Origin of the sequence: Paenibacillus rhizovicinus (assembly GCF_010365285.1) — a bacterium.
GTDB classification, from domain to species: domain Bacteria; phylum Bacillota; class Bacilli; order Paenibacillales; family Paenibacillaceae; genus Paenibacillus_Z; species Paenibacillus_Z rhizovicinus.
In genome coordinates, this window is sequence record NZ_CP048286.1 from 6,464,799 (window position 1) to 6,486,198 (window position 21,400).

At 56.2% G+C, this 21,400-nt stretch carries 16 protein-coding genes; 9 read left to right on the forward strand and 7 right to left on the reverse strand.

All coding sequences use genetic code 11. The annotated features are described in order from the left end of the window. Positions 1 to 2: 2 nt before the first annotated feature. From GZH47_RS28900 to GZH47_RS28925, 6 genes are all read right to left on the reverse strand, one after another. Positions 3 to 1,232 carry a 2,3-diketo-5-methylthiopentyl-1-phosphate enolase gene (locus GZH47_RS28900; protein WP_162644448.1) on the reverse strand — a complete coding sequence of 410 codons (1,230 nt, stop codon included), beginning with the start codon at positions 1,230 to 1,232 and terminating at the stop codon, positions 3 to 5. Continuing rightward, positions 1,229 to 2,110: a pyrroline-5-carboxylate reductase gene (proC, locus tag GZH47_RS28905; protein WP_162644450.1), complete on the reverse strand. Its 882-nt coding sequence runs from the start codon at positions 2,108 to 2,110 to the stop codon at positions 1,229 to 1,231. The genes GZH47_RS28900 and proC overlap by 4 nt, the downstream gene beginning before the upstream one ends. 20 nt (positions 2,111 to 2,130) lie before the next feature. Continuing rightward, the gene (locus GZH47_RS28910) at positions 2,131 to 3,378 is read right to left on the reverse strand and encodes a glutamate-5-semialdehyde dehydrogenase (RefSeq protein WP_162644452.1); all 1,248 of its coding nucleotides are present in this window, start codon (positions 3,376 to 3,378) and stop codon (positions 2,131 to 2,133) included. Between the two features lie 101 nt (positions 3,379 to 3,479). Continuing rightward, positions 3,480 to 4,595 carry a glutamate 5-kinase gene (proB, locus tag GZH47_RS28915; RefSeq protein WP_162644454.1) on the reverse strand — a complete coding sequence of 372 codons (1,116 nt, stop codon included), beginning with the start codon at positions 4,593 to 4,595 and terminating at the stop codon, positions 3,480 to 3,482. Between the two features lie 411 nt (positions 4,596 to 5,006). Next, a complete protein-coding gene (locus GZH47_RS28920) occupies positions 5,007 to 6,200 on the reverse strand; it encodes a pyridoxal phosphate-dependent aminotransferase (RefSeq protein ID WP_162644456.1) in 1,194 nt (397 codons plus the stop codon). A gap of 84 nt (positions 6,201 to 6,284) precedes the next feature. After that, positions 6,285 to 6,728, reverse strand: a complete 444-nt coding sequence (locus GZH47_RS28925) for a hypothetical protein (RefSeq protein ID WP_162644458.1) — start codon at positions 6,726 to 6,728, stop codon at positions 6,285 to 6,287. A gap of 155 nt (positions 6,729 to 6,883) precedes the next feature. On the opposite strand from GZH47_RS28925, the gene GZH47_RS28930 reads away from it, so the two are divergent. Further along, positions 6,884 to 7,681: a carbon-nitrogen family hydrolase gene (locus GZH47_RS28930; protein WP_162644460.1), complete on the forward strand. Its 798-nt coding sequence runs from the start codon at positions 6,884 to 6,886 to the stop codon at positions 7,679 to 7,681. A 53-nt stretch (positions 7,682 to 7,734) separates the two neighbouring features. Here GZH47_RS28930 and GZH47_RS28935 read toward each other — a convergent pair whose 3' ends face one another. After that, positions 7,735 to 8,637, reverse strand: a complete 903-nt coding sequence (locus GZH47_RS28935; protein WP_162644462.1) for a LysR family transcriptional regulator — start codon at positions 8,635 to 8,637, stop codon at positions 7,735 to 7,737. Between the two features lie 174 nt (positions 8,638 to 8,811). On the opposite strand from GZH47_RS28935, the gene leuC reads away from it, so the two are divergent. From leuC to GZH47_RS28975, 8 genes are all read left to right on the forward strand, one after another. Then, the gene (gene leuC / locus GZH47_RS28940) at positions 8,812 to 10,233 is read left to right on the forward strand and encodes a 3-isopropylmalate dehydratase large subunit (protein ID WP_162644464.1); all 1,422 of its coding nucleotides are present in this window, start codon (positions 8,812 to 8,814) and stop codon (positions 10,231 to 10,233) included. A gap of 28 nt (positions 10,234 to 10,261) precedes the next feature. Beyond that, positions 10,262 to 10,855 carry a 3-isopropylmalate dehydratase small subunit gene (leuD, locus tag GZH47_RS28945; protein ID WP_162644466.1) on the forward strand — a complete coding sequence of 198 codons (594 nt, stop codon included), beginning with the start codon at positions 10,262 to 10,264 and terminating at the stop codon, positions 10,853 to 10,855. A gap of 180 nt (positions 10,856 to 11,035) precedes the next feature. Continuing rightward, positions 11,036 to 12,583: an N-acetylmuramoyl-L-alanine amidase gene (locus tag GZH47_RS28950; protein WP_162644468.1), complete on the forward strand. Its 1,548-nt coding sequence runs from the start codon at positions 11,036 to 11,038 to the stop codon at positions 12,581 to 12,583. Positions 12,584 to 12,660: 77 nt separating this feature from the next. Then, entirely contained in the window at positions 12,661 to 13,371 is a 711-nt protein-coding gene (locus GZH47_RS28955) for a GerMN domain-containing protein (protein WP_162644470.1), read from the forward strand. Positions 13,372 to 13,387: 16 nt separating this feature from the next. Continuing rightward, positions 13,388 to 16,099 carry an S-layer homology domain-containing protein gene (locus GZH47_RS28960; protein WP_162644472.1) on the forward strand — a complete coding sequence of 904 codons (2,712 nt, stop codon included), beginning with the start codon at positions 13,388 to 13,390 and terminating at the stop codon, positions 16,097 to 16,099. Positions 16,100 to 16,282: 183 nt separating this feature from the next. Beyond that, positions 16,283 to 16,933 carry an endonuclease III gene (gene nth, locus GZH47_RS28965; protein ID WP_162645496.1) on the forward strand — a complete coding sequence of 217 codons (651 nt, stop codon included), beginning with the start codon at positions 16,283 to 16,285 and terminating at the stop codon, positions 16,931 to 16,933. Between the two features lie 40 nt (positions 16,934 to 16,973). Continuing rightward, positions 16,974 to 17,240 (forward strand): NAD/NADP transhydrogenase alpha subunit, encoded by a 267-nt coding sequence (locus tag GZH47_RS28970; RefSeq protein ID WP_162644474.1) that lies wholly within the window; start codon positions 16,974 to 16,976, stop codon positions 17,238 to 17,240. Between the two features lie 108 nt (positions 17,241 to 17,348). Beyond that, the gene (locus tag GZH47_RS28975; RefSeq protein ID WP_162644476.1) at positions 17,349 to 21,053 is read left to right on the forward strand and encodes a dynamin family protein; all 3,705 of its coding nucleotides are present in this window, start codon (positions 17,349 to 17,351) and stop codon (positions 21,051 to 21,053) included. The last annotated feature ends 347 nt before the right edge of the window (positions 21,054 to 21,400 follow it).

The following is a 21,400-nucleotide window of genomic DNA, read 5'->3' on the forward strand; positions in this document are numbered from 1 at the left end:
GGTCATGGTTGTTTGTGCCCCCAGCTGTCGATCGCCGTCTTCAGCGCTTCGTTGCCTGGCTGCGCGGCTGCGTCAGGCAGGGAAATACCGTTCATCGTCGCCGTTATGGCTTGACGGAAAGCTTGTCCGCCAGCTGCCGTTCCCATGGCATGGCCGTGGATGCCGCCGCCTGCATTGACGACGACATCGGTGCCGAAGTCGCGCAGAATAAGCGGGACGAGTCCGGGATGAATGCCTGCGGACGGTACGGGGAAGCTTGGGCGCACCGGCAGGGCAGGGTCGATCAGCGCCGCCTGAACGGCCAGATTCTCTTCGCGCGGCATGACGACGGAGCCGTACGGAGAAGGGAACAAGGCCAGGTCCGCGCCGGCTAGGCGCATCAGCTTGCCGAGCAGCAGTGGAGCCGAGATGCCGTAATGCGGAGACGGATAGAAGGCGCCGGCCATTGCGGGATGGGCGGCAATCGGCACCGAGATCTCCGGATCGCTGCTCAGCTCGTGAAGGACGTCGAAGCCGTAGGCCAGCACGTTGAAGAGCAGGGCGTTGGCACCGGAAGCGATCGCGAGTTTCGCCTGCGAAGCGAGCTTCGACGTCGGGCCCGTCAGGTTGACGGCATACAGCAGCTTCTGTCCGGTTTCGGATTCGGCGGCCCGGGCTGCTTCCATGCAAACCTCGACGCGCTTCTGCAGCGGCGTCAGCGGGTTCTCGAACAAGATTTCGTCATCCTTGATCAAGTCGACGCCGCCTAATGCCTGCTTGTAGAATTGCTCGCGCAGGTTAGGCAGGTCATGACCGATAACGGATTTGAAAATGCTCATCAGCAGCGGGCGGTCGTGAACGCCGAGCAAGTCGCGGATGCCTTCCAAGCCGAATTTCGGTCCTGGGAAGGCGGATAGGAAGTCGGCGGAGAAGCCGAGATCAAGCAGCTTGATACGGCCGTCCATCGACAGTTTGCCGAAGACGGTGACGAGCAGGGCGGGAATGTCGCGGCTGAAATTGACATCCGGATACGCGATGACGATATCCGCGTAACGCGTGCCCGGTTCCGTGCCCGCGTGTTCCTCGACCGAAACGACGCGGCCCAGGTGCTTCTCCATCTCGGCTTTGCGCGCTTCGGGCAGATCGGTCCAGCTGCCGACCGTCAGACCGACCGCGATGCCGAGCGCCTTTTTCTGAAAATCGGCTTTATCATCAAAGCAACGATAAGTGGCCGTACATACCGCTTGGCTCATGATTTTGCATTCCTTTCGATTTCGGCTCCCATTTCCATGGCGCGTTCGGCGCACCGGGTAACGGCGCTTAAGACGGCTTCCGTAAACTTGTATTCGTCGAATTTCTCGATCGCCGCTTGGGTGGCGCCGTTCGGAGACGTGACTTTGCGGCGCAGTTCGGCCGGATCCTCTCCGGTCGCTTTCACCATATGGGCTGCGCCGAGTACCGTCTGAAGGGTCAGCTCGCGAGCGGCATCCGTGGACAAGCCGAGTTTGGTGCCCGCCGCGATCATCGCTTCCATCATGTAGTAGAAGTAAGCAGGACCGCTGCCGGAAATACCCGTCACGACTTCGAGCATCGGTTCTTCGACGATGGCCGTCAAGCCTACCGCTTGAAACAGCGTATCCGCAAGCTGGCGCTGGCCGTCGCTCACGGAAGCCGAGAAGCTGATGCCAGTGGCGCCGAGTCCGATAGTGCTGGAAGTGTTCGGCATCGTACGCGCGATCGGCATCGGTTTGCCGAGCAGCGTTTCGAGCGTCGTGATCGTCATGCCCGCAATAAGGGAAACGATCAGCTGTCCGGGATGAAGCAGCTCGCGGACGCCTCGGATCGCCTCGGCTGCGTCTTTCGGCTTCATGGCGAGGAAGACGATGTCGGCTTCGCGCAGCATCGAAACTTTATCAGCGTCGGTCAAGGCGCCGACGATGCCGTAGCGGGTTGAAAGTTCATTCATGCGTTCCGCATTCTGCCTGTTCATCATGCCGATTTGGCCGGGTTCCGTTAAGCCGCGGTCAAGCAGGCCGCGTACGATCGCTTCGGCCATGGAGCCCGCGCCGTAGAAACACATGCGCATCGTTTTGATTTCCGGCGCAACGCCGGAAGAAGATAGAGTCGTCATAATTGCTGTAACCTCCTGTATTATCCGCGGATTTGACCGCTGCCGTAGACACGGAATTTGGTAGATGTTAGCGCAGGCAGGCCCATAGGTCCGCGCGCGTGTAGCTTCTGCGTGCTGATGCCGATTTCCGCGCCGTAGCCGAATTGGAAGCCGTCCGTGAAACGAGTGGAGGCGTTATGGTAGACGGCTGCCGCATCGACGCGCTGGAGGAAGCTTGCGGCATTCTCCTCGTTCTCGGTCACGATGCATTCGGAATGCATGGTGCCGAAGCTGGCGATATGACGGAGCGCTTGATCGAGATCGTCGACGATGCGGATGTTCATAATATAATCGTTATATTCTGTCGCAAAATCGGTATCCGATGCAAGTGCCGCTTCAGGAAGAAGGGCTCGTGTCCGTTCGCAGCCGCGCAGTTCAACGTTTGCCGCAAGGAAACGATCCGCCAGCGCGCGCAGATGCTTGCTTGCGAACGATTCATGCACCAGCAGCGTTTCCATTGAGTTACAAACCGAAGGGCGTTGTACCTTCGCGTTGAAAGCGATGTCGGCAGCCATATCGTACGCGGCGCTCTCGTCGACGAACGTATGGCAGATGCCCGCGCCCGTTTCGATGACCGGCACCGTCGCATTCTCGACGACGTTGCGAATCAGCGAAGCGCCGCCGCGAGGAATAACGACGTCCAGCAGGCCGTTCAGCTTGAGCATTTCGTCGACCGATGCGCGGGAAGGAGCTTCGATCAGCTGAAGCGCGTCGGGAGGCAGCGCAGTATCCGCGAGCGCCTCGCGGAGCACCTCGACGATGCGGCGGTTGGATTCCAAGGCGGCGGAACCGCCGCGCAGAACGACGGCATTGCCTGTCTTGAGGCAAAGTCCGGCCGCATCCACCGTGACGTTCGGACGCGCTTCGTAGATCATGCCGATCACGCCGAGCGGAACGGAAATTTTCTCCACGCGAAGACCGTTCGGGCGCTCGAATGATTCCAGCGTCAGGCCGACCGGATCGGCCAGCTCGACGACTTGTCGCAGTCCTTCGGCGATGCCGAGAATCCGATCCGGCGTCAATGTGAGCCGGTCGAGAAGGGATTCGCTCGTGCCGTTTGCCCGTCCGCGGTCAATGTCAGCCGTATTGGCTGAGATAATGGATGCTTGCTGTGCAACCAGCGCATTCGCCATCGCAAGCAGCGCTTCGTTCTTTTGTTCCGTCGTCAGGCGGTTCATGATTTGCGCGGCTGCTTTGGCCTGCGCGGCTTTATCGCGTACTTCACTCATAGGTAGCCCTTCTTTCTCGGGAATCATCAAGCGATCGGCATGATGTTCGTGTGATTTGATACTTGGATTACGGTATTACGGATCAAGCAGCGTTAATCGAGCTAAGCTTTAAGCGTAACCCACTCGTCGCGATGGATGACTTCCATCCGCACGACTTCGACCCGCCTGCGTACTTCCTCGGAGCTGAGCCCTGCTGCAGCCTGGGCTTGCCACGCGGCGTAATTGACGACGCCTCTGCCGAGCGTCTGGCCCAGCATATTGCACACTTCAACGACGTCCCCGGGATGAAAATCGCCTTCGATCGTCCGAATTCCCGCGGGCAGCAGGCTCTTGCCGCCTTCGAGCAGCGCGCGTTCGGCGCCGTCGTCGACGAAGATCCGTCCTTGCGGCATGGAGTGGAATCCGAGCCATTGCTTCTTCATCGGCAGATTGTGGAGGCGCGTATCGAAATATGTACCTCTGCCTCGGCCCGATACGGCAAGCTGCAAATCTCCGGGTTCCACGACGCGCCCGATGAAGGTCGGCACGCCTCCGCGCATGGCCATGCGGGCGGCTTCAATCTTGGAACGCATGCCGCCGGTGCCGACCGAAGATCCGGCGCCGCCTGCGAAGCCGAGAATATCGTCGGAAATTTGATCGACGCGGTCGATCCGCTTGGCAGCCGGATTTTTTCTCGGATCTTCGGTGTACAGCCCGTCCATGTCGGTAATGATGACGAGCTGCTTCGCCTTGACCATGTTGCCGACGAGCGCGGACAAGGTGTCGTTATCGCTGAATTTCAACTCTTCGGTCGACACGGTATCGTTTTCGTTGATGATGGGAACGATGCGCTGCTTCAGCAGCTCCTCGATCGTCATTTGCGCGTTCTGAATCCGCCTGCGATTGGAGAAGTCCATGCGCGTCAGCAGGATCTGGGCAACGCCTATGCCGTCTTGGGCGCCATAAGAACCGAATGCTTCTTGATAGGCCTGCATGAGCAGCGCTTGGCCGACAGCGGCTGCCGCCTGTTTCTCGTGGATGATTTTCGGCCGGCTTGCATAGCCGATCTTGCGAAAGCCGGCGGCAACGGCGCCGGAGGTTACGAGCAGCACTTGATGGCCGGCTTGGTGCAAAGCCGCCAATTCGTGCGCGAAGAACGTGATTCGTTCGCGGTTCAGTCCGCCTTCGTCGGAGGTAAGGGAGCTGCTCCCGATCTTGACTACAATGGTATCTGTCATTGTCGCAATCAAACCTTTCCCATGAATGGTGCTAGCAGTTTAAGGGTAAACAAAAAAACTTCCGCCTTTGCAAATAGACAAAGGACGAAAGTTTACTTCCGCGGTACCACCTTTATTAACGGTGCTGAGCATTCCAAATAGATGGAAGTCGCGCCGTTCGGCTTCGAGGACCTGATAACAGCAGGCCGCTGTCCGACTCATCGCCGGCCGTTCAGGGGTGGGTTTCCGCAGCTAACGCGGTAAATTCTCACAGCAAGCGAATTTACTCTCTGATCGCGTAGCGGATTGCGTACTTAGCCCCGTCAAGACGTTGCTCATGTTAAGTTACAGCAAGCATACCATGTTCTGCGCTGCCGTGTAAAGCAAACGAAAGCCCGCAAAGACGGACTTTGCGGGCTTTCCATGCGACATTTATCCGAACAAATGCAGCTTGCCGATCCGGTGAATGGCTTCTTGCAGCCGTTCCTCTGAAGCAAGCAGCCCCAGGCGGACGTAGCCTTCGCCATGCGTACCGAATCCGATGCCGGGCGCGACCACGACATCGGCATGCTCCAGCACGTAATCCGCGAACGAGGCGGATGTATGCCCCTTCGGCACGGGGAGCCAGCAGAAGAAGGAGCCGCTTGGCTTCTGGCTTTCCCAGCCGATCTCGTTCATGGCGGCGAACAGCGCATTACGGCGGCTTTCATAAGCGGCCGTCAGCTCAGTCACGCATTGCTGCGGGCCGGTCAATGCTACCGCAGCCGCTGCCTGTATGCCTCCGAAGAGGCTGCAATAGTAATGATCCTGGATCAAATTGATCAGCGAGACAATTTCTTTATTGCCGAGCGCGAAACCGACGCGCCAGCCTGCCATGTTGTAAGTTTTGGACAACGTGTAGAACTCGACGCCGACTTCCTTCGCGCCAGGCGTCTGCAAGAAGCTGACGGGCGCGTTGCCGTCGAAACCGATCGCCCCGTAGGCAAAATCGCTGGCGACTACGATGCCGTTCTTGGCAGCGAAATTCACCGTTTGCGCATAAAAATCCGGACCGGCGGTTGCTCCGGTCGGATTGTTGGGATAATTAATGAACATGAGCTTTGCCTTATTCGCCGTCTCCGCGGATATGGCGCCGTAATCCGGCAGAAAGCCGTTGCTTTCCTTCAGCGGCATATATTCCATGACGCCGCCGGCAAGCGCAACGCCGGACCAGTAATCCGGATAACCGGGATCGGGCACGAGGCAGACATCGCCGGGATCCAGCAGGCATTGGCTGATTTCGACGAGTCCCGTTTTGCCGCCGAACAAGACGGCTACTTCGGTAGCGGGATCGAGCTCAACGCCGTAATCTTCCTTATATCGCTGCGCGACGGCTTCCTTGAGAAACGAGAAACCGCTGAAAGGCGGGTATTTGTGGTAGAGCGGATTCGGAGCCGCCTCCTGCAGCGCTGCCACGATATGAGGCGGCGTCGGCCGGTCCGGATTGCCTTGCCCTAAATTAATGACGTCGCGTCCTTTGGCAGCTTGCGCATTCGCCTTTTGAACCAGTGCTGCAAAAAATTGAGCCGGCAAACCCGTCATGCGGCTTGCCGGTCGGATATGAAATGCTTGTGTACGTTCCATCATTGTCCTCCAACCCATATTCTTGCCCTAAATGTAGCATATGGATCGAATGAGTGTCGAGTTCGCGGAGGGCGCCGCGAAAAATTGTTACAGATCCATCGCTTTCAGGAACGGTTTAATGTTTGCTTTGAATTTGAGCAAATAAGGACGGCGTTGTTCGTCGAAAATAAGCAATAGCTGCGGCTTCTTCGGGCAATAGAACAGGAAGACGTCCTGCGTCATGACCTGCTCGGAGCCGGCTTTGACGGCCGTCGGTTCATCGAGCGGAATGCGGAACACATAGCCGCATTTGTCTTCGGCTTGAAGCTTCGGCGAGAGTCCCGTGTTCGATTTCAGCCATGACTTGGCATAGCCCTGGAACTCCGCGGTGTTCGGGACTGTTTTAACGACTTTGCCCGCAACGACGTCAAAGGCTTGAACGGGACGGGGAGCGGTTTCGCCTTCGCTCGCCGCGGCGTTCGCGGAATACGGCATGATTAAATAAAGCAGAAGTGCGAATGCGGCCAGCATGTTTAAACTTCTTATTCTCATTAGATAAGCTCCTTTATGATGGATTATCGTCTCGTTGATACATTGCCCATCTTGACAGCGAAGCATGAGACGTTATGATTAGGTAAAACTGAGCAAAATAGGCGCCGCCGGCCGCTTTAAGCGGGTTGTCGGCAAGAAAAACGGGAGGCAATGGGATGAGTGGAAACAAAATGCGTCTAGCTCTCGTGCAAATGCATGTGGATGCCGGAAACCCGGATGCGAATTTCGAGCGTTTGCAATCGAAGCTGGAAGAAGCGGTGAGCGGGGAATCGAAGCCGGAGCTGATCATGCTGCCGGAGATGTGGAATACGGGGTACGCGCTCGAAAGAATCGACGAAATCGCGGACCCGGAAGGACAACGGACCAAAGCGATGCTGTCTTCCTTCGCCAAAGCGCATGCCGTTCAGCTGATCGGCGGCTCGATTGCGGAGAAGCGCGCGGACGGCGTATACAATACGATGTATGTCTTTAATGAACAAGGCGAGCTGACGAGCCAATATTCCAAAATCCATTTATTCCGCTTAATGGACGAAGAGAAGCATTTGAAAGCGGGAGAAGAGCTGGGGCAGCTGGAAGCGGGCGGAGCGCCTGCGGGAATGATGATTTGTTACGACATCCGGTTTCCGGAGCTTGCGCGGAAGCTCGCGCTAGGCGGGGCTAAAGCGATGTTCGTGCCGGCGCAATGGCCGAATCCGAGGCTGCATCATTGGCGGACGCTGCTGACGGCCAGGGCGATCGAGAACCAAATGTTCGTCATAGCCTGCAATCGCTGCGGGACGAGCGGAGAGAGCACATTCTTCGGTCATTCGCTCATCCTCGATCCGTGGGGAGAAATCATCGCCGAGGCTGGCGAAGAGGAGACCATCGTGCGGGCGGAAATCGACTTGGCGCTCGTCGATGCGGTTCGGGCTAAGATCCCCGTGTTCGAGGATCGCAGACCAACGCTTTACTAAATGGAAGCAGAGTGAGCGAATCACATAAGGTATACAGAGGAAGAGCATTTCAATTAAGAATTGAAATGCTCTTCCGTCGTCATATTCATCGTATCAATGAACGCTTCGGCCGCTTTCGAGAGATAGCGGCCTTTGCGGCTGGCGATGACGAGTGTCCTCGTCGGCTTCGGCGCGGCAAATTCGAGGTAGACCGGGGCCAGCTCGCCCGGTGCTTTGCGCTTGATCATTTTCGGGACCAGCGTAATTCCCATCCCTGCCGCGACCAGCGATTGCACGGTTTCGATATTGGTGCTTTCGAAGACGATGCGCGGCTCGAAGTCCGCTTTCTCGCAGGTTTCGAGGACGATTTGGCGGAAGCCTTGTCCCCGCTTGAGCACGATGAAGGGTTCTTCGCGGAGCTCGTCGATACGCACGGGCTTCGTCCGCTTCGCAAGCGGATGCTCGGGCGGCACGGCCAGCACGATTTCCTCTTCGATGATCGGAATCCATTCCAGCGAAGGCTCGTGAAGCGGCAGGGCAAGCAGGCTGAGATCCGTCTGGCCGCTAGCGGTCAGCTGTTCCAGCTTGGAAGGCGTATCCTCGACGAGTACGACCTCGATTTCGGGATACAGGCGGCCGAAGATGGGGAGCACGATCGGAAGGACGTGCGAGCCCGTCGTCGACAAGCTTCCCACGACGAGTTTGCCTCTTCGCATATGCGCGAGGTCATCCAATTCTTGTTTCAATTGCTCGACGTTATCCAGAATGCCCTGCGCCTTCTCGACGAAGACGGAACCGGCATGAGTCAGCTCGACGGAATTGGTCGTGCGGCGGAATAGAAGAATCCCGATTTCTTTTTCCAGTTTCGACAACTGTTGGCTGAGCGACGGCTGGGCGATATGCAGTTTCTCCGCGGCGCGCGAGAAGTTTTTTTCTTTGGCGATTTGAATGACGTATTGCAGCTGGCGAAGTTCCAAGTAATTGCACTTCCTTTTGTCCGGAATTGAAGGTAAGATCGTCATAGGCCATACCTATTGCTATTATAGATATTATATCTTGGTTCAATGAAGAAAGAAATGCTATGATAACTCCAAGGAATTACTAGATTACGCAAATGAACGTATCGTAAATGAACTTATGAGGTGAACACTATGACGAAAAGAACGATGTTTGAGAAAATTTGGGATAACCACGTCATTCATGCTGAAGCCGGAAAACCGAGCATTATTTATATCGACCTTCAGCTCGTGCACGAAGTAACTTCTCCGCAAGCTTTTGAAGGCCTTCGCATGACCGGCCGTAAAGTACGCCGTCCGGACCGTACTTTCGCGACGATGGATCACAACGTGCCGACGAAAGACCGTTTCAATATCAGCGACCCGATCTCCAAGCAGCAGATCGATACGCTGACTCAAAACTGTAAGGACTTCGGCGTAACGTTGTTCGACCTTGACAGCATCGACCAAGGCGTCGTTCACGTTATGGGTCCCGAGCTTGGCTTGACGCATCCGGGCAAAACGATCGTTTGCGGCGACAGCCATACGTCCACGCACGGCGCATTCGGCGCGCTGGCATTCGGTATCGGTACATCCGAGGTCGAGCACGTGCTTGCGACGCAATGTCTTCAACAGTCCAAAGCGAAAACGATGGAAGTTCGTTTCGTCGGCTCCCGTAAGCCAGGCGTAACGGCGAAGGACATGATCCTTGGCGTTATCGCGAAGTACGGCACTGATTTCGGTACTGGCTATGTCATGGAGTTCACTGGCGAAGCTATCAGCTCCCTGTCGATGGAAGAGCGTATGACGGTCTGCAACATGTCCATCGAAGCCGGCGCGCGCGCTGGTCTGATCGCTCCGGATGAAACGACGTTCGATTACCTGCGCGGCCGCGAATATGCACCGCAAGGCGAAGCATTCGACCGTGCGGTTAACGTTTGGAAAGAGCTTGCTACCGACGAAGGCGCATCGTTCGATACGGTCGTCGAGTTCGACGTCGATTCCCTGATCCCGCAAGTAACTTGGGGAACAAGCCCGGGCATGGGTACGGACATCACGAAGAACGTTCCTGTACCGGCGGAGCTCCCAACGGAAAACGAACGCAAAGCTGCCGAGAAGGCGCTTGAATACATGGGCTTGACGCCTGGTACGCCAATGAACGAAATCGAAATCGATTATGTGTTTATCGGTTCTTGCACGAACGGCCGGATCGAAGATCTGCGCGCTGCCGCAGAAATCGCTAAAGGCTACAAAGTCAGCGACCGCGTAACGGCTATCGTCGTTCCAGGTTCCGGCCGCGTCAAAATCCAGGCCGAAAAAGAAGGCCTTGATCAAGTGTTTACCGAAGCGGGCTTTGAATGGCGCGACGCCGGCTGCTCGATGTGCCTTGCAATGAACCCTGACGTTCTAGAACCGGGCCAACGCTGCGCATCGACGTCCAACCGTAACTTCGAAGGCCGTCAAGGACGCGGCGGACGCACGCATCTGGTTTCCCCGGCAATGGCTGCGGCTGCTGCGATCATGGGTAAATTCACGGATGTGCGCGACTGGAAAATCAAGTCCGAAGTGCTGAACTAGCAGGAAGAAGAGAGAGGAGTCAACAAACATGGATGCTTTCAAACAATTGACGGGTCTTGCCGTACCGGTAGACCGCGTAAACGTAGATACGGATGCTATTATTCCCAAACAATTCCTGAAGCGGATCGAACGCAGCGGCTTCGGCCAGTTCCTGTTCTTCGAATGGCGCTGGGACGAGAAAGGCAATGTCATCGACTCGTTCAGCCTGAACCAACCGCGCTACCAAGGCGGCGAAGTATTGCTTTCCCGCGCGAATTTCGGCTGCGGCTCCTCCCGTGAGCACGCGCCTTGGGCGATTCTCGACTATGGCTTCAAAGTCGTTATCGCGCCATCCTACGCGGATATTTTCTATAACAACTGCTTCAAGAACGGCATTCTGCCAATCAAGCTGAGCGAAGAACAAGTGGAAGAATTGTTCCAACGCACGGCGAAGACGGAAGGCTACAAACTTACGGTCGATCTGGAAAGCAAAACGATCACCGACGATGCTGGCCTCAGCATTTCGTTCGATCTGGATGAGCACCGCCGTCAATTCCTGCTGCAAGGCTTGGATGATATCGGTCTGACGCTGCAGCATGAAGACAAAATCTCCGCTTATGAAGCTAGCCGCGTTGCATTCTAAACGCGATTCACTTTCAAGAAAAACCTCGGTTTTGAACCGGGGTTTTTCTTTTTATCCGTTTCAAAGTTACATTTTTCCTAAAAACGCAACTTTTTCTGACAAGCTGCGTCTAATATTTGGCTGGAAGCATCGTCTTGCACGAGTTGCTTCAAGGCGAAAAAACAGTCTTTGAGGTGAAAGATGAAGAAGTTTGTAACCGCTGTAATATTGTTGTCGTTGATTCTCTCATTGTTCCCGGCGCTCGTGGGAGCAGCGGAAGCACCCAAGCTTTATCTGAATGGCAAGCAATTGGCAAGCAGCGAGGATCCGAAGATCGTCGGTTCATCGACGCTCGTTCCGATCCGCACTGTAACCGAAGGGCTCGGCTACGACGTGAACTGGAAATCGCCTAACGTGACGATTTCAAACGGTGACACCATCGTCGTGCTGACGATCGGCAGCAAAAAAGCCGTCGTCGATGATCAGGAAGTCAGTTTGGACGCCCCTGCAATGATTTCGAACAGCGTCACGCTCGTGCCGCTTCGATTCATTGGCGAACATTTTGGTTTAGATGTGTATTGGGACGCTGAAACCCGTTCGGTACATATGTATTCGAAACTCGTAGACAGTCCGCCGCAGACCGGTTCAGGCGATACGGGGACGACGAATCCGGGTGATGGCGGAGATACGCCTGCCGCTGGCAACGGATCGGGTTCAAATTCAGGTTCAGGTACCGATGCAGGTACGGGAAACGGGACGCCGCCGGCGACGACTGACGTCGCACTGCTGAAATCCATTTCGTATGACGGGACCGGCAGCATTTATTTGCCCTATACGGGCGAAATGGGTTCAATCAAGCAGGAAGTGCTTCATAACACCGAACGGATCGTGATCGATCTGCCGTCGATGAACTTCGATCCCTACTTTATTCCGGGATTCATTCCATCGAGCAATGGTTCCAAGCTGGGTGAAATCTTGGTCGACTCTCATCCGACGCTGAAGAAAATCCGTTATTCGTATTATTCGGACAAGCCTTCAACCGTTCGCGTCGTGCTCGACTTGACCGCACCGACGAATTATAAGGTAACGAACGAAGACCATGTCATCCGTATCGATGTGCTGGAACAGACTGGTCCGGCCGTAGATCCGCCGGTGACGCCGCCAGACACGACACCGGTGACGCCGCCAGTTACGAACCCGCCAACGACTGGGAAGGTGTACAAAGTCGTGCTTGACGCGGGTCATGGCGGTAAAGATCCGGGTGCGCTCAGCGTAAACGGACACAAAGAGAAGGAATACAACCTGGCCATTACTTTGAAAGTAAAGGCGCTGTTGGACAAAGAAACGAAAATCAAACCTTACTTGACCCGTTCGGACGATACGTTCTTTGAACTTGCCGACAGGGCGAGCATCGCGAACAAATTGCCGGCCGATTTATTCATCTCTTTCCATGCGAATATGGCGACAAGCGCAACCGTAACCGGTTCTGAAACGTATTACTGGCGTTCGGACAGCTTGGCCCTTGCGAAAGTCATGCACAAGCATTTGGTAGCCGGCACCGGTTTGAAAGACCGCAGCGTGAGAACAGGGAATTTCCACGTTATTCGTGAAACGACGATGCCTGCAGTATTGCTGGAAGCGGGCTACTTGTCGAACAGCGGGGACAGCTCGGTACTGTTCAACAGTGCGAATCAGGACAAAATTGCGAAGGAAATCGTAGCCGGAATCAAAGAATATTTGAAACTCTAGCGAATGCTTACGAAGTGGTTTCGTTCTCTACCGAATAACCGGCAAAATAATTTCACAAAACGTTTAGGAGGATGCAGATGAAGCGTCAGTCAACTAAAACGGTGATGTTGGTTCTCGTTGCAGCTGCCGTGATCGTTTCGCTCAGCGCCTGCGGCAATAAAGTGCAGCCTCTGCAAAGCAATGGATCGGCAAACAATCAGAACCAGGCTGTATCGGATAACGGCAGCTCGAATGACAATGCGACGGCGAACGAAGGACAGACAAATGCGGGAAGTAACGCCGCAGACGCTGTAACTGCAGGAAGTTCGGACAAAGCCGGCAGCACAGGCGATGGTACGGGCAAAAACACGGGCGGCTCCGCGGATGGAACGGATACGAAACCGGCTGCGCCCGAGCAGAAGAAAGAAGAGATTTCCGTTTATTACACCGATGATCAGATGATCGATCTTCATGCACAGAAAGCGGAAATTGCGTACGACGACGAAGTCGGGAAACTGACCGCTGCGTTCGAAGCTCTCCAGAAAGACGGTGCGAAAGGCGAGACTTCGTTATGGAAAAAGGTGAAACTGCTCAGCGTCATTCAAGCTGGAGATGCCGTCACGATCGACGTCCATCTGCCCGACGAAGCAAGACTGGGAGCACCGGGAGAGCAGCTGGCGATCGGCGCCATTACGCAAACCTACTTTCAATTCAAAGACGTTGCCTCGTTGGATATTCTCGTTGACGGCGAAGCCGTGGACAGCCTTATGGGGCACGGAGATCTGGAACATCCCATCAAAAAACAATAAGAGGAGCTAAGCAGATATGCCGCAGCAGAAAAAATGGGCAAAACTGGCCTCATCATTCATGGTATTTTCTTTGCTCACGGGCTTCTCCGCAGCCGGCGCTGTTTCGGTTCATGCAGATGCTGCGATCACGACCACGAAGTTTAGCGACGTGCCTGCAGGTCACTGGGCCGAGAAGCATATCGCCAAGCTGGCCAGCCAAGGCATCATTAAAGGCACGAACGGCGCATTCAAGCCGAGCGACAACATTTCGCAGCAGGAAGCGGTGGCGCTGGCGATTCGATTCATCGGCAAAGAAAATTTGGTGAAGGCCGACGAGGCGATCGTATTCCCGGACAACTTCGACGTCAGCACGTATTTCAAGCCATACATCATCCTCGCTTTTGAAGAGGGACTTCTCGACCGCGATGAAGAGTTCTTGCTGGCAGATGCCGAGCCGGACGTAGCTTGGGGCACGAAGAAAGCGTCCCGCGAGTGGATCACGAAACTGATCGTGAAAGCAATCGGCAAGGAGCAGACGGCGAAAGAGCTCGTTTCGACTCCTAGTTCGTTCAAGGACGGAAGCAAGGTCGGCACGGAATATACGGGCTACGTGAACGCAGCAGTTTCGCTCGGACTCGTCAAAGGCGTTACCGCAGACACGTTCGATCCGAAAGGCAGCATAACGCGCGCCGCAATCGCCACGCTTCTGAGCCGCGCGGAGACGCAATATCCGGTTGCGTACAGCGGTCAATTCACGGCCATTCTAACAGGCAAGAGCAGCGGATCGCTTAGCCTGTACCAAGGCGATAAAGAAACGTCCATTGAATTAAGCGCGGATACATACGTGTACCGATACGATTCCGAGAAGGCGGCCACGCTCGACCAGCTCGTTCCGAACACGAAGCTGCTCGTCGTAGCCAGCGGGAGCAAAGCATTGTACGTGGAACAGCTGGACGACGATCAGCAAGTAGAGAAAATCACAGGTACCGTGGATCATATCTTAGCTAATAAATTGTTGTTGTTCGTAGGCGACAAAACGCTTGAAATCAACTATGACAGCAATACTGTCGTCACTGACGGATCCGGCAATGTAATTCCGGTAAGCAGTTTAACCGAAAGCAGCAAGGTTGAAATTACGCGTGATACGTATAGAGCAATACCGAATACGTTAGCGATAACCGTTCAATCCGCTCCGGTCAACAAGACCGGCCAAGGTACGGTGAAAGTGGTTCAAACGACTCCGCCGTCCATTACCGTCGAGGACAGCACGACAGGCACGTCTTCCGTTTATAACGTTTCGCCGCAGGCAGATGTCATCTGGCAAGGGCAAATATTGGACGGAGGCTTGTCGCAGCTCCGCGTTGGCGATGTCGTGACCTATGATGTCAAAGATTCCATCGTCACGCGGGTAACGATCGCTCAAACGTCTTCGAAACTCGTGCGCGGAGATTTCTACTCGGCAAGCGCCGACGGCACCACGATCCAATACGTCAAAGGTTCAGGAACCGCGCAGCAGATGCTCGAGGCGAAATTCGTAACGGATACCGTCGACGTTTCCATCGAAGGCCTGACGGGAACGACCATCGCCGATCTTGTTAAAGGCGACGTGCTTGATATTACGCTGAACGACAAGGACCAAGTGGCAGCGATCAAAGTCGTGAACCGCAAAGTCAACGTTCTGGTAGGCGCAACGGTCGTAAGCTTCGACAACGATCTGAAGGCGTTACTGGTTAAAGATACGAACAACAATTTGGCTTCGGTCTATTTAAGCGACAAAACCAGAATGGATATGAACGGCACGCCGATCGCATTGAGCGCCGTCTCGTCTTTGCTGCAGAAAGGGAAGAAGATCACGCTTGGCTATACCGAGAATAAAGCAGTCTTCGTTCAGTTCGTGTATAAATATGACGGCACCGTAGTGTCAGTCAACACGAATTCGAGCCAAATCACCTTGATGCAAAGCAGCGGTACTCCGGTAACTGTTTCGATGGACATTCCGATGTACATTGAAATCGCCGGTAAAACATCCGCTCTTCTGAGCGACGTCAAACCCGGAAACGTCGTTACGGCGCTGTTAAACGGCAGCCAGGATAAAATTTCGTACTTGCAGGTGCATACAGCCAAGCAAGTCGAAATCTATTCCGTCGATACCGCCGGCAAGAAACTGAAGCTCAAAGGCAGCGACGGCACGTTCTACGACTATTCGACCGCGACGCTCGAAGTGACGAACGAGAAGGGCGATAAGTTGTCGATCGGCAGCATCGCGGCAGGACAAACGGGCAACTTGTATTTCGTCGGCAACAGCATAGCTTCTTTGAAAATGCTGAACGTAACGGTCGGACGCCTAGCCTCCATTACGCCGACTGCCGTCTCGGTGATCGATAACAACGGCAGCACGGTCAATATTGCGCTCGGAACGGCTTACAGCGTCATCAAGAACGGAGTAACCGGAAGTTCCGCGGCCGTTCTTGCCGCAGGCGACCGGGTAGAGGTTAAGCTCGACGCGAATGATCAAGTCTTGATTACGGTCAATAGCGGCGTTGCCAAGAAGTTCTGGAAATACGATGCGGCATCCAAAGTGCTGTCCGTGAAACGGGAGTCGTTGACGGAAACGAATACGTACAGCGTAACGGCAGCTACGAGAATCACGCAAAACGGTTCGCCGATCAACATTAGCCAATTGGCAGACGGCGATTCCATCGTCCTCTACTTCTATCAGAACGCGCTGATCGAGATCGCAAAAGCTTAATGTCCGTTGAAATGCCATTGTCCTGGCTCATTGCCAGGACAATTTTTATTTCAATTCTGTGAAAACAGCGGTTCAAATGGCGATTACATACGCTCAGGCGGTTGATAAATGTGACATTTTTCGCTACACTTTGAAACGATGGTTCTATTAGGAGTTGAGCGCGAGTTGAAGGCGAAAGAGAAAATGACCCATGTGCTGGGCGTTATCGGCCACATGTTCCCGGATGCGCATTGCGAGCTCAATCACAGCAACCCTTTCGAGCTGACCATTGCCGTATTGCTTTCAGCGCAGTGCACCGACGAAACCGTGAATAAAGTCACGGCGAATTTGTTTCAAAAATACCGAACGCCTTCCGATTATTTGGCCGTCCCTTTGGACGAGCTGGAGAATGATATAAAGCGGATCGGACTTTACCGCAACAAAGCCTTGTTTATTCAGAAGCTTTGCCGCATGCTGATTGACGATTACGGCGGTGACGTGCCGCGGGAACACGCGGAGCTCACGAAGCTGCCCGGCGTAGGCCGCAAAACAGCCAACGTTGTCGTATCCAACGCATTCGGCGTTCCGGCGATCGCCGTCGACACGCATGTCGAACGCGTATCCAAGCGGCTGGGGTTCGCGACTGCGGACGACAGCGTGCTGGAGGTCGAGAAGAAGCTGATGAAGCTGGTCCCTCGGGAATTATGGACGGAAACCCATCACCGGCTGATTTTTTTCGGACGGTATCATTGCAAGGCCCAGAACCCGCAATGTCCTGTCTGCCCGCTGCTGGATTGCTGCAAAGAAGGCAAGCAACGTATGAAACCCGCTCTAAACCGAAAGGCTAAGAGCTAAACGCTTTTCCAACCACTTATAGAGAAGGATGATAAAACCAATGAAATGCATTTCCGTGTACACGAAAGATTTTTCCCTGTTCTCCGACATTTACGAGCAAATCATGGAAGCACCGCCAGCCGAGAACGAAGAAATCATTCTTGAAGGCGTGACAGTTAGCGGAGCAGGGGACGTGCCTGATCAATATATTGAACGTATGAGATTGAAACCGGAATGCGTCGTCATGAAAGAAAAAGAGCGCGGCGTAACGATTCTGCAGCACGGCGAAGTATTCGAAATTTGCATGCCGTCCGTTCAACTCGTTTGATCGAAATCGGTTCAACTGAATTGAACCTAATCGGTTCAACTTTGGTAGCCATAAGGCCGGGCATGCATATGAGGTAAGGAAAGACGGGGAGCACAGGGAGAGAGAAACATGAGCCATACGATTGAAAAAAATGCACAAGCCATGGAAAACGCGTTGGCCGGCATGGCGACCATGATGGCTGCGGCGGGAGACCAAGGCGACGCGAAGCGAATGCGGGAGCTGCGGTCGAAGCTGGATCATGGCCAGCTGACCGTTGCGTTCTGCGGCCACTTCTCCGCGGGGAAATCAACGCTGGTCAACCGGCTATGCGGCACGGAACTGCTGCCGTCCAGTCCGATTCCGACCAGCGCGAACGTCGTCAGCATCATGAACGGGGAAGCGAAGGCGACGATCAAGAAGCTTGTCTCCGGACAAGAACAGACGCTGGAGGTTCCCATTCAAGACGTAAATGCTTACTGTAAAGACGGAGAAACGGTTCTGTCCGTTTCCTTGTCTTACCCCATCCCCCGGCTTGGCAGCCATACGGTGCTGCTGGATACGCCGGGTATCGATTCAACGGACGACGCGCACCGGATGGCGACCGAATCGGCGCTGCATTTGGCGGACGTCGTTTTTTACGTCATGGACTACAATCACGTCCAGTCGGAAATCAACTTTACGTTCGCGAAGCAGTTGAAGGAATGGGGCAAGCCGCTTTATTTGATCGTGAACCAAATCGATAAGCACCGCGAGAGCGAGCTGTCGTTCGAATCGTATAAGCAGAGCGTCGACGAAGCGTTCGGGAACTGGCATTTGGAACCGAGCGGCATCGTTTATTTGTCGTTGCGCGAACCGAACCATCCGCATTCCGAATGGTCGTCTTTGTTGTCCTTGTTCGAGAAGCTGGCCGAGATGCGCAGGCCGCTCGCCGTTTGCAGCGTGGACGCTTCCGCGCGCCATGTGGTTCGTCTGCACGGCAAAGCGATGGACGAAGCATCCGAGAACGAACGCGAACGTCTGCTGGCCGTGGCCGGCGGGGAAGCGGAGGCGGACCAGGTACGCGAAGAGCTCGCGTCCTTGGACGCCCGTATCCGGCAAGGGGAAGCCGAAGTGGATGGGCTGCGCACACGCCTTCGGCTCGACGTGCAGAGCTTGCTCGATAATGCAAACGTCACGCCCGCGGCAACGCGGGATCTGGCGCAGACGTTCCTGGAGAGCCGCAAGCCTGGATTTAAAGCGGGACTGCTGTTCGCGGGCGCAAAGACGGCTGCTGAACAGGAGCGACGCCTGCAGGCGTTCTATCATGATTTCCATGCCAAGGTGCAAGCGGGTATCGAATGGCATTTGCTCGACTTGCTGCGGAAGGCGGCGGACGGCATCGGCTGGCGCGGCGAAACGCTGGAAGCGGAGCTCTCGCCGTTCGTCAACGGCTTGTGGGACGCCGACTTGCTCGTGACGCAAGTCAATACGGGCGCTTCGTTCGGCAACGCCTATACGATGACCTACAGCAAAGAAGTCGCCGAGGCTGTGAAAGGGCTGTACCGCAAGCGCGCGCTCGCATGGATCGACGCGCTTGGCGATCGTGCCGCCGCGGCCGGCGAAGCTGCCGCTGCGCCGCTGCGCGCGCGGCAGGCCGAGCTTGCGGCGCAAGCCGGCGCGCTCGCGGAGCTGGCCGCGCTGGCAGAGCGCGCGGCCGCGCACTTGGCGCGGCTGGCGGCGCTGCTGCCGCCTGCGCCGCCGCGCCCGGAGCTGCCGAAGCCGCAGGCGCTCGGCAGCGGGGCGCGCAGCGCCTCCGGCGCCGAGCCGGCGGCGCATAGCGCCGGCTCTGGCGCGGCCTCGGCCGCGGCGGCAACGCCCGCGGCCGGCGGCGACGCAGGCGCAGCCGCGCCGCAAAGCGGCGGCGCTGGCGCGCCCGGGCTTGCGGCGGCGGCGGCGAACCCTGCCGCCGGGGAAGCCCTCGCTCCGCAGCGCAAGGCGGCGGAGCGGCTGAGCAAAGCCGCGGACCTGCTGGCGCCGCATCCATCGCTGGCCGCGGCCGTGCACGGCATGCGCGACAAGGCGGAGCGTTTGCGCAGCAGCCGGTTCACGATCGCGCTGTTCGGTGCGTTCAGCGCGGGAAAATCCTCGCTCGCCAATGCATTGCTTGGCGACGCGGTGCTGCCGGTCTCGCCGAATCCGACGACGGCGGCGGTCAACCGGATCGTACCGCCGACGGCGGAACGGGCGCATGGCACGGCGGCCGTCTGGATGAAATCGCGCGAAGCGATGCTGGACGATTTGCGTTACTCGCTCGGCTTGCTGGGCGAGAACGCGGCTCAGCTAAGCGACGACGCGCTGCTGCAGGCTATTCACAAGCTGTCGCCTGACGGCGTGCATGCCGGCGGACGGCCGCATTACAGCTTCCTGAAGGCTGCCGCGAAGGGCTGGGCGGAGCATGAGGCCCATCTGGGGCAGCAGCTGGCGGTGAGCGGCGAAGAATACCGCCGCTACGTCGCGGAAGAGTCGCGGTCCTGCTTCGTCAGCGAGATCGAGCTCTACCACGCCAACCCGTTGACTGCCCAAGGCATCGTCCTCGTGGACACGCCGGGAGCCGATTCCGTCAACGCGCGCCATACCGGCGTCGCATTCAACTACATCAAGAATGCGGACGCGATCTTGTTCGTGACCTATTACAATCACGCTTTCTCGCAAGCCGACCGTCAATTCTTGATGCAGCTGGGCCGCGTGAAAGATCAATTCGAGCTCGATAAAATGTTCTTCATCGTCAACGCAGCCGATCTGGCTGCCAGTCAAGAGGAGCTGGAGGGCGTGCTCGCGCACGTGGAGCGCAACCTGCAGCAGCACGGCATCCGTTTCCCGCGGATGTTCCCGGTTTCGAGCCTGCAGGCGCTGGACGGCAAACGCGCCGGAAGCAGCCGCCTGATCGCCGAATCCGGCATCGGCGCTTTCGAAGAGTCGTTCCTCGGCTTCACGAGGGACGATCTCGGCGCGCTGGCCGTCGCATCGGCCGAACAGGAGCTGGAACGCTCCCGCCGCACGATCGCGAATTGGCTGGAGGCCGCATCGGGCGACGAGCAATCGCGTGAACTTGCCCGCGAAGCGTTGCTGGCGAACGCGGAGGAGGCCCGCAAGCATGCGGATGCGCTCGCCGTTCCCAAAGAACACGTGCAGCTGCAGCAGGAACTGAAGGAACTGCTCTTCTACGTGCTCCAGCGGGTTAATTTCCGTTTTGGCGACCATTATCATTTTGCCTTCAATCCGTCTGCATTGCAGGATGACGGCAGAGATCTGAAGAAAGCGATGTGGACGTCATGGCTGGAGCTGCAGCGGCTGCTGCAGATCGAGCTGGCACAGGAGCTGCAAGCGACCTCGCTGCGTCTAGATAACGTGCTGAATAAGCTTGCTGCGAAGCAGTACGCGGACACCGCGGAGGAGGCCGCCGGCGCGTTGGAAGGCTTCTCGCCGTCTCCTTACAAGCCGCTGGAGCTTCCGACGCCGGAGGAACAGCCGGCTTGGACCGCTTCATCTGTCGATATCAAGCTGCTCTGGAGCAAGTTCAAATCGCCGAAGCATTTCTTCGAGAGCGAAGGCAAGAACGCGCTGCGCGCCGTCCTGGAGAAGGAACTTGCCGATCCGCTTCAAGCGTGGATGGCGGATGCCGAACAGGCATGGAGCGCGCGCTACGGCGAGCTGATGCGGGAGGCTTCCGCGGCTAGCGCGAGTCTGCTTGCGGCCGATATTGAATCGTTCTGCCAAGGCAAACTGGCTTCATTGTCCGGCAGCACGGATATGAACGAGCTGCGCCGGATTCAGCAAGCGCTGCTTGCGATCTAGTCTCGGATTGTCCTTCTTGTACTCATTGATTTCAACCCAAAAAGAAGCTTACCCGCGAGTCATGCTCGCGCGATAAGCTTCTTTTTTGCATGCAAACAACTCACTCTCGCGCGCCATCCATCCGCATTCCTGCCGTCATTTCCGTCGACTCCAAGTCGTTATCCACCTGCCGTCTACCCGCTATTCGCCTGCCATTCAACCGCCATTCGAACCTACTTCAACACGCCATCCCATTCTCTCATCCGCACCTGCCGAGCAGCTGTGATTTTCAGGTCCGAGAACGCTGCTCGGCAAGTCATTTTCGCTTGAAAATAAATCATGCAAAAACAGAGGCAAATGTGCAAAAA

Coding starts and splice junctions, on each gene's coding strand:
- GZH47_RS28900 (WP_162644448.1), bottom strand. CDS start 1,232: ATGAGCCAAGCGGTATGTACGGCCACTTATCGTTGCTTTGATGATAAA.
- proC (WP_162644450.1), bottom strand. CDS start 2,110: ATGACGACTCTATCTTCTTCCGGCGTTGCGCCGGAAATCAAAACGATG.
- GZH47_RS28910 (WP_162644452.1), bottom strand. CDS start 3,378: ATGAGTGAAGTACGCGATAAAGCCGCGCAGGCCAAAGCAGCCGCGCAA.
- proB (WP_162644454.1), bottom strand. CDS start 4,595: ATGACAGATACCATTGTAGTCAAGATCGGGAGCAGCTCCCTTACCTCC.
- GZH47_RS28920 (WP_162644456.1), bottom strand. CDS start 6,200: ATGATGGAACGTACACAAGCATTTCATATCCGACCGGCAAGCCGCATG.
- GZH47_RS28925 (WP_162644458.1), bottom strand. CDS start 6,728: ATGAGAATAAGAAGTTTAAACATGCTGGCCGCATTCGCACTTCTGCTT.
- GZH47_RS28930 (WP_162644460.1), top strand. CDS start 6,884: ATGAGTGGAAACAAAATGCGTCTAGCTCTCGTGCAAATGCATGTGGAT.
- leuC (WP_162644464.1), top strand. CDS start 8,812: ATGACGAAAAGAACGATGTTTGAGAAAATTTGGGATAACCACGTCATT.
- leuD (WP_162644466.1), top strand. CDS start 10,262: ATGGATGCTTTCAAACAATTGACGGGTCTTGCCGTACCGGTAGACCGC.
- GZH47_RS28950 (WP_162644468.1), top strand. CDS start 11,036: ATGAAGAAGTTTGTAACCGCTGTAATATTGTTGTCGTTGATTCTCTCA.
- GZH47_RS28955 (WP_162644470.1), top strand. CDS start 12,661: ATGAAGCGTCAGTCAACTAAAACGGTGATGTTGGTTCTCGTTGCAGCT.
- GZH47_RS28960 (WP_162644472.1), top strand. CDS start 13,388: ATGCCGCAGCAGAAAAAATGGGCAAAACTGGCCTCATCATTCATGGTA.
- nth (WP_162645496.1), top strand. CDS start 16,283: ATGACCCATGTGCTGGGCGTTATCGGCCACATGTTCCCGGATGCGCAT.
- GZH47_RS28970 (WP_162644474.1), top strand. CDS start 16,974: ATGAAATGCATTTCCGTGTACACGAAAGATTTTTCCCTGTTCTCCGAC.
- GZH47_RS28975 (WP_162644476.1), top strand. CDS start 17,349: ATGAGCCATACGATTGAAAAAAATGCACAAGCCATGGAAAACGCGTTG.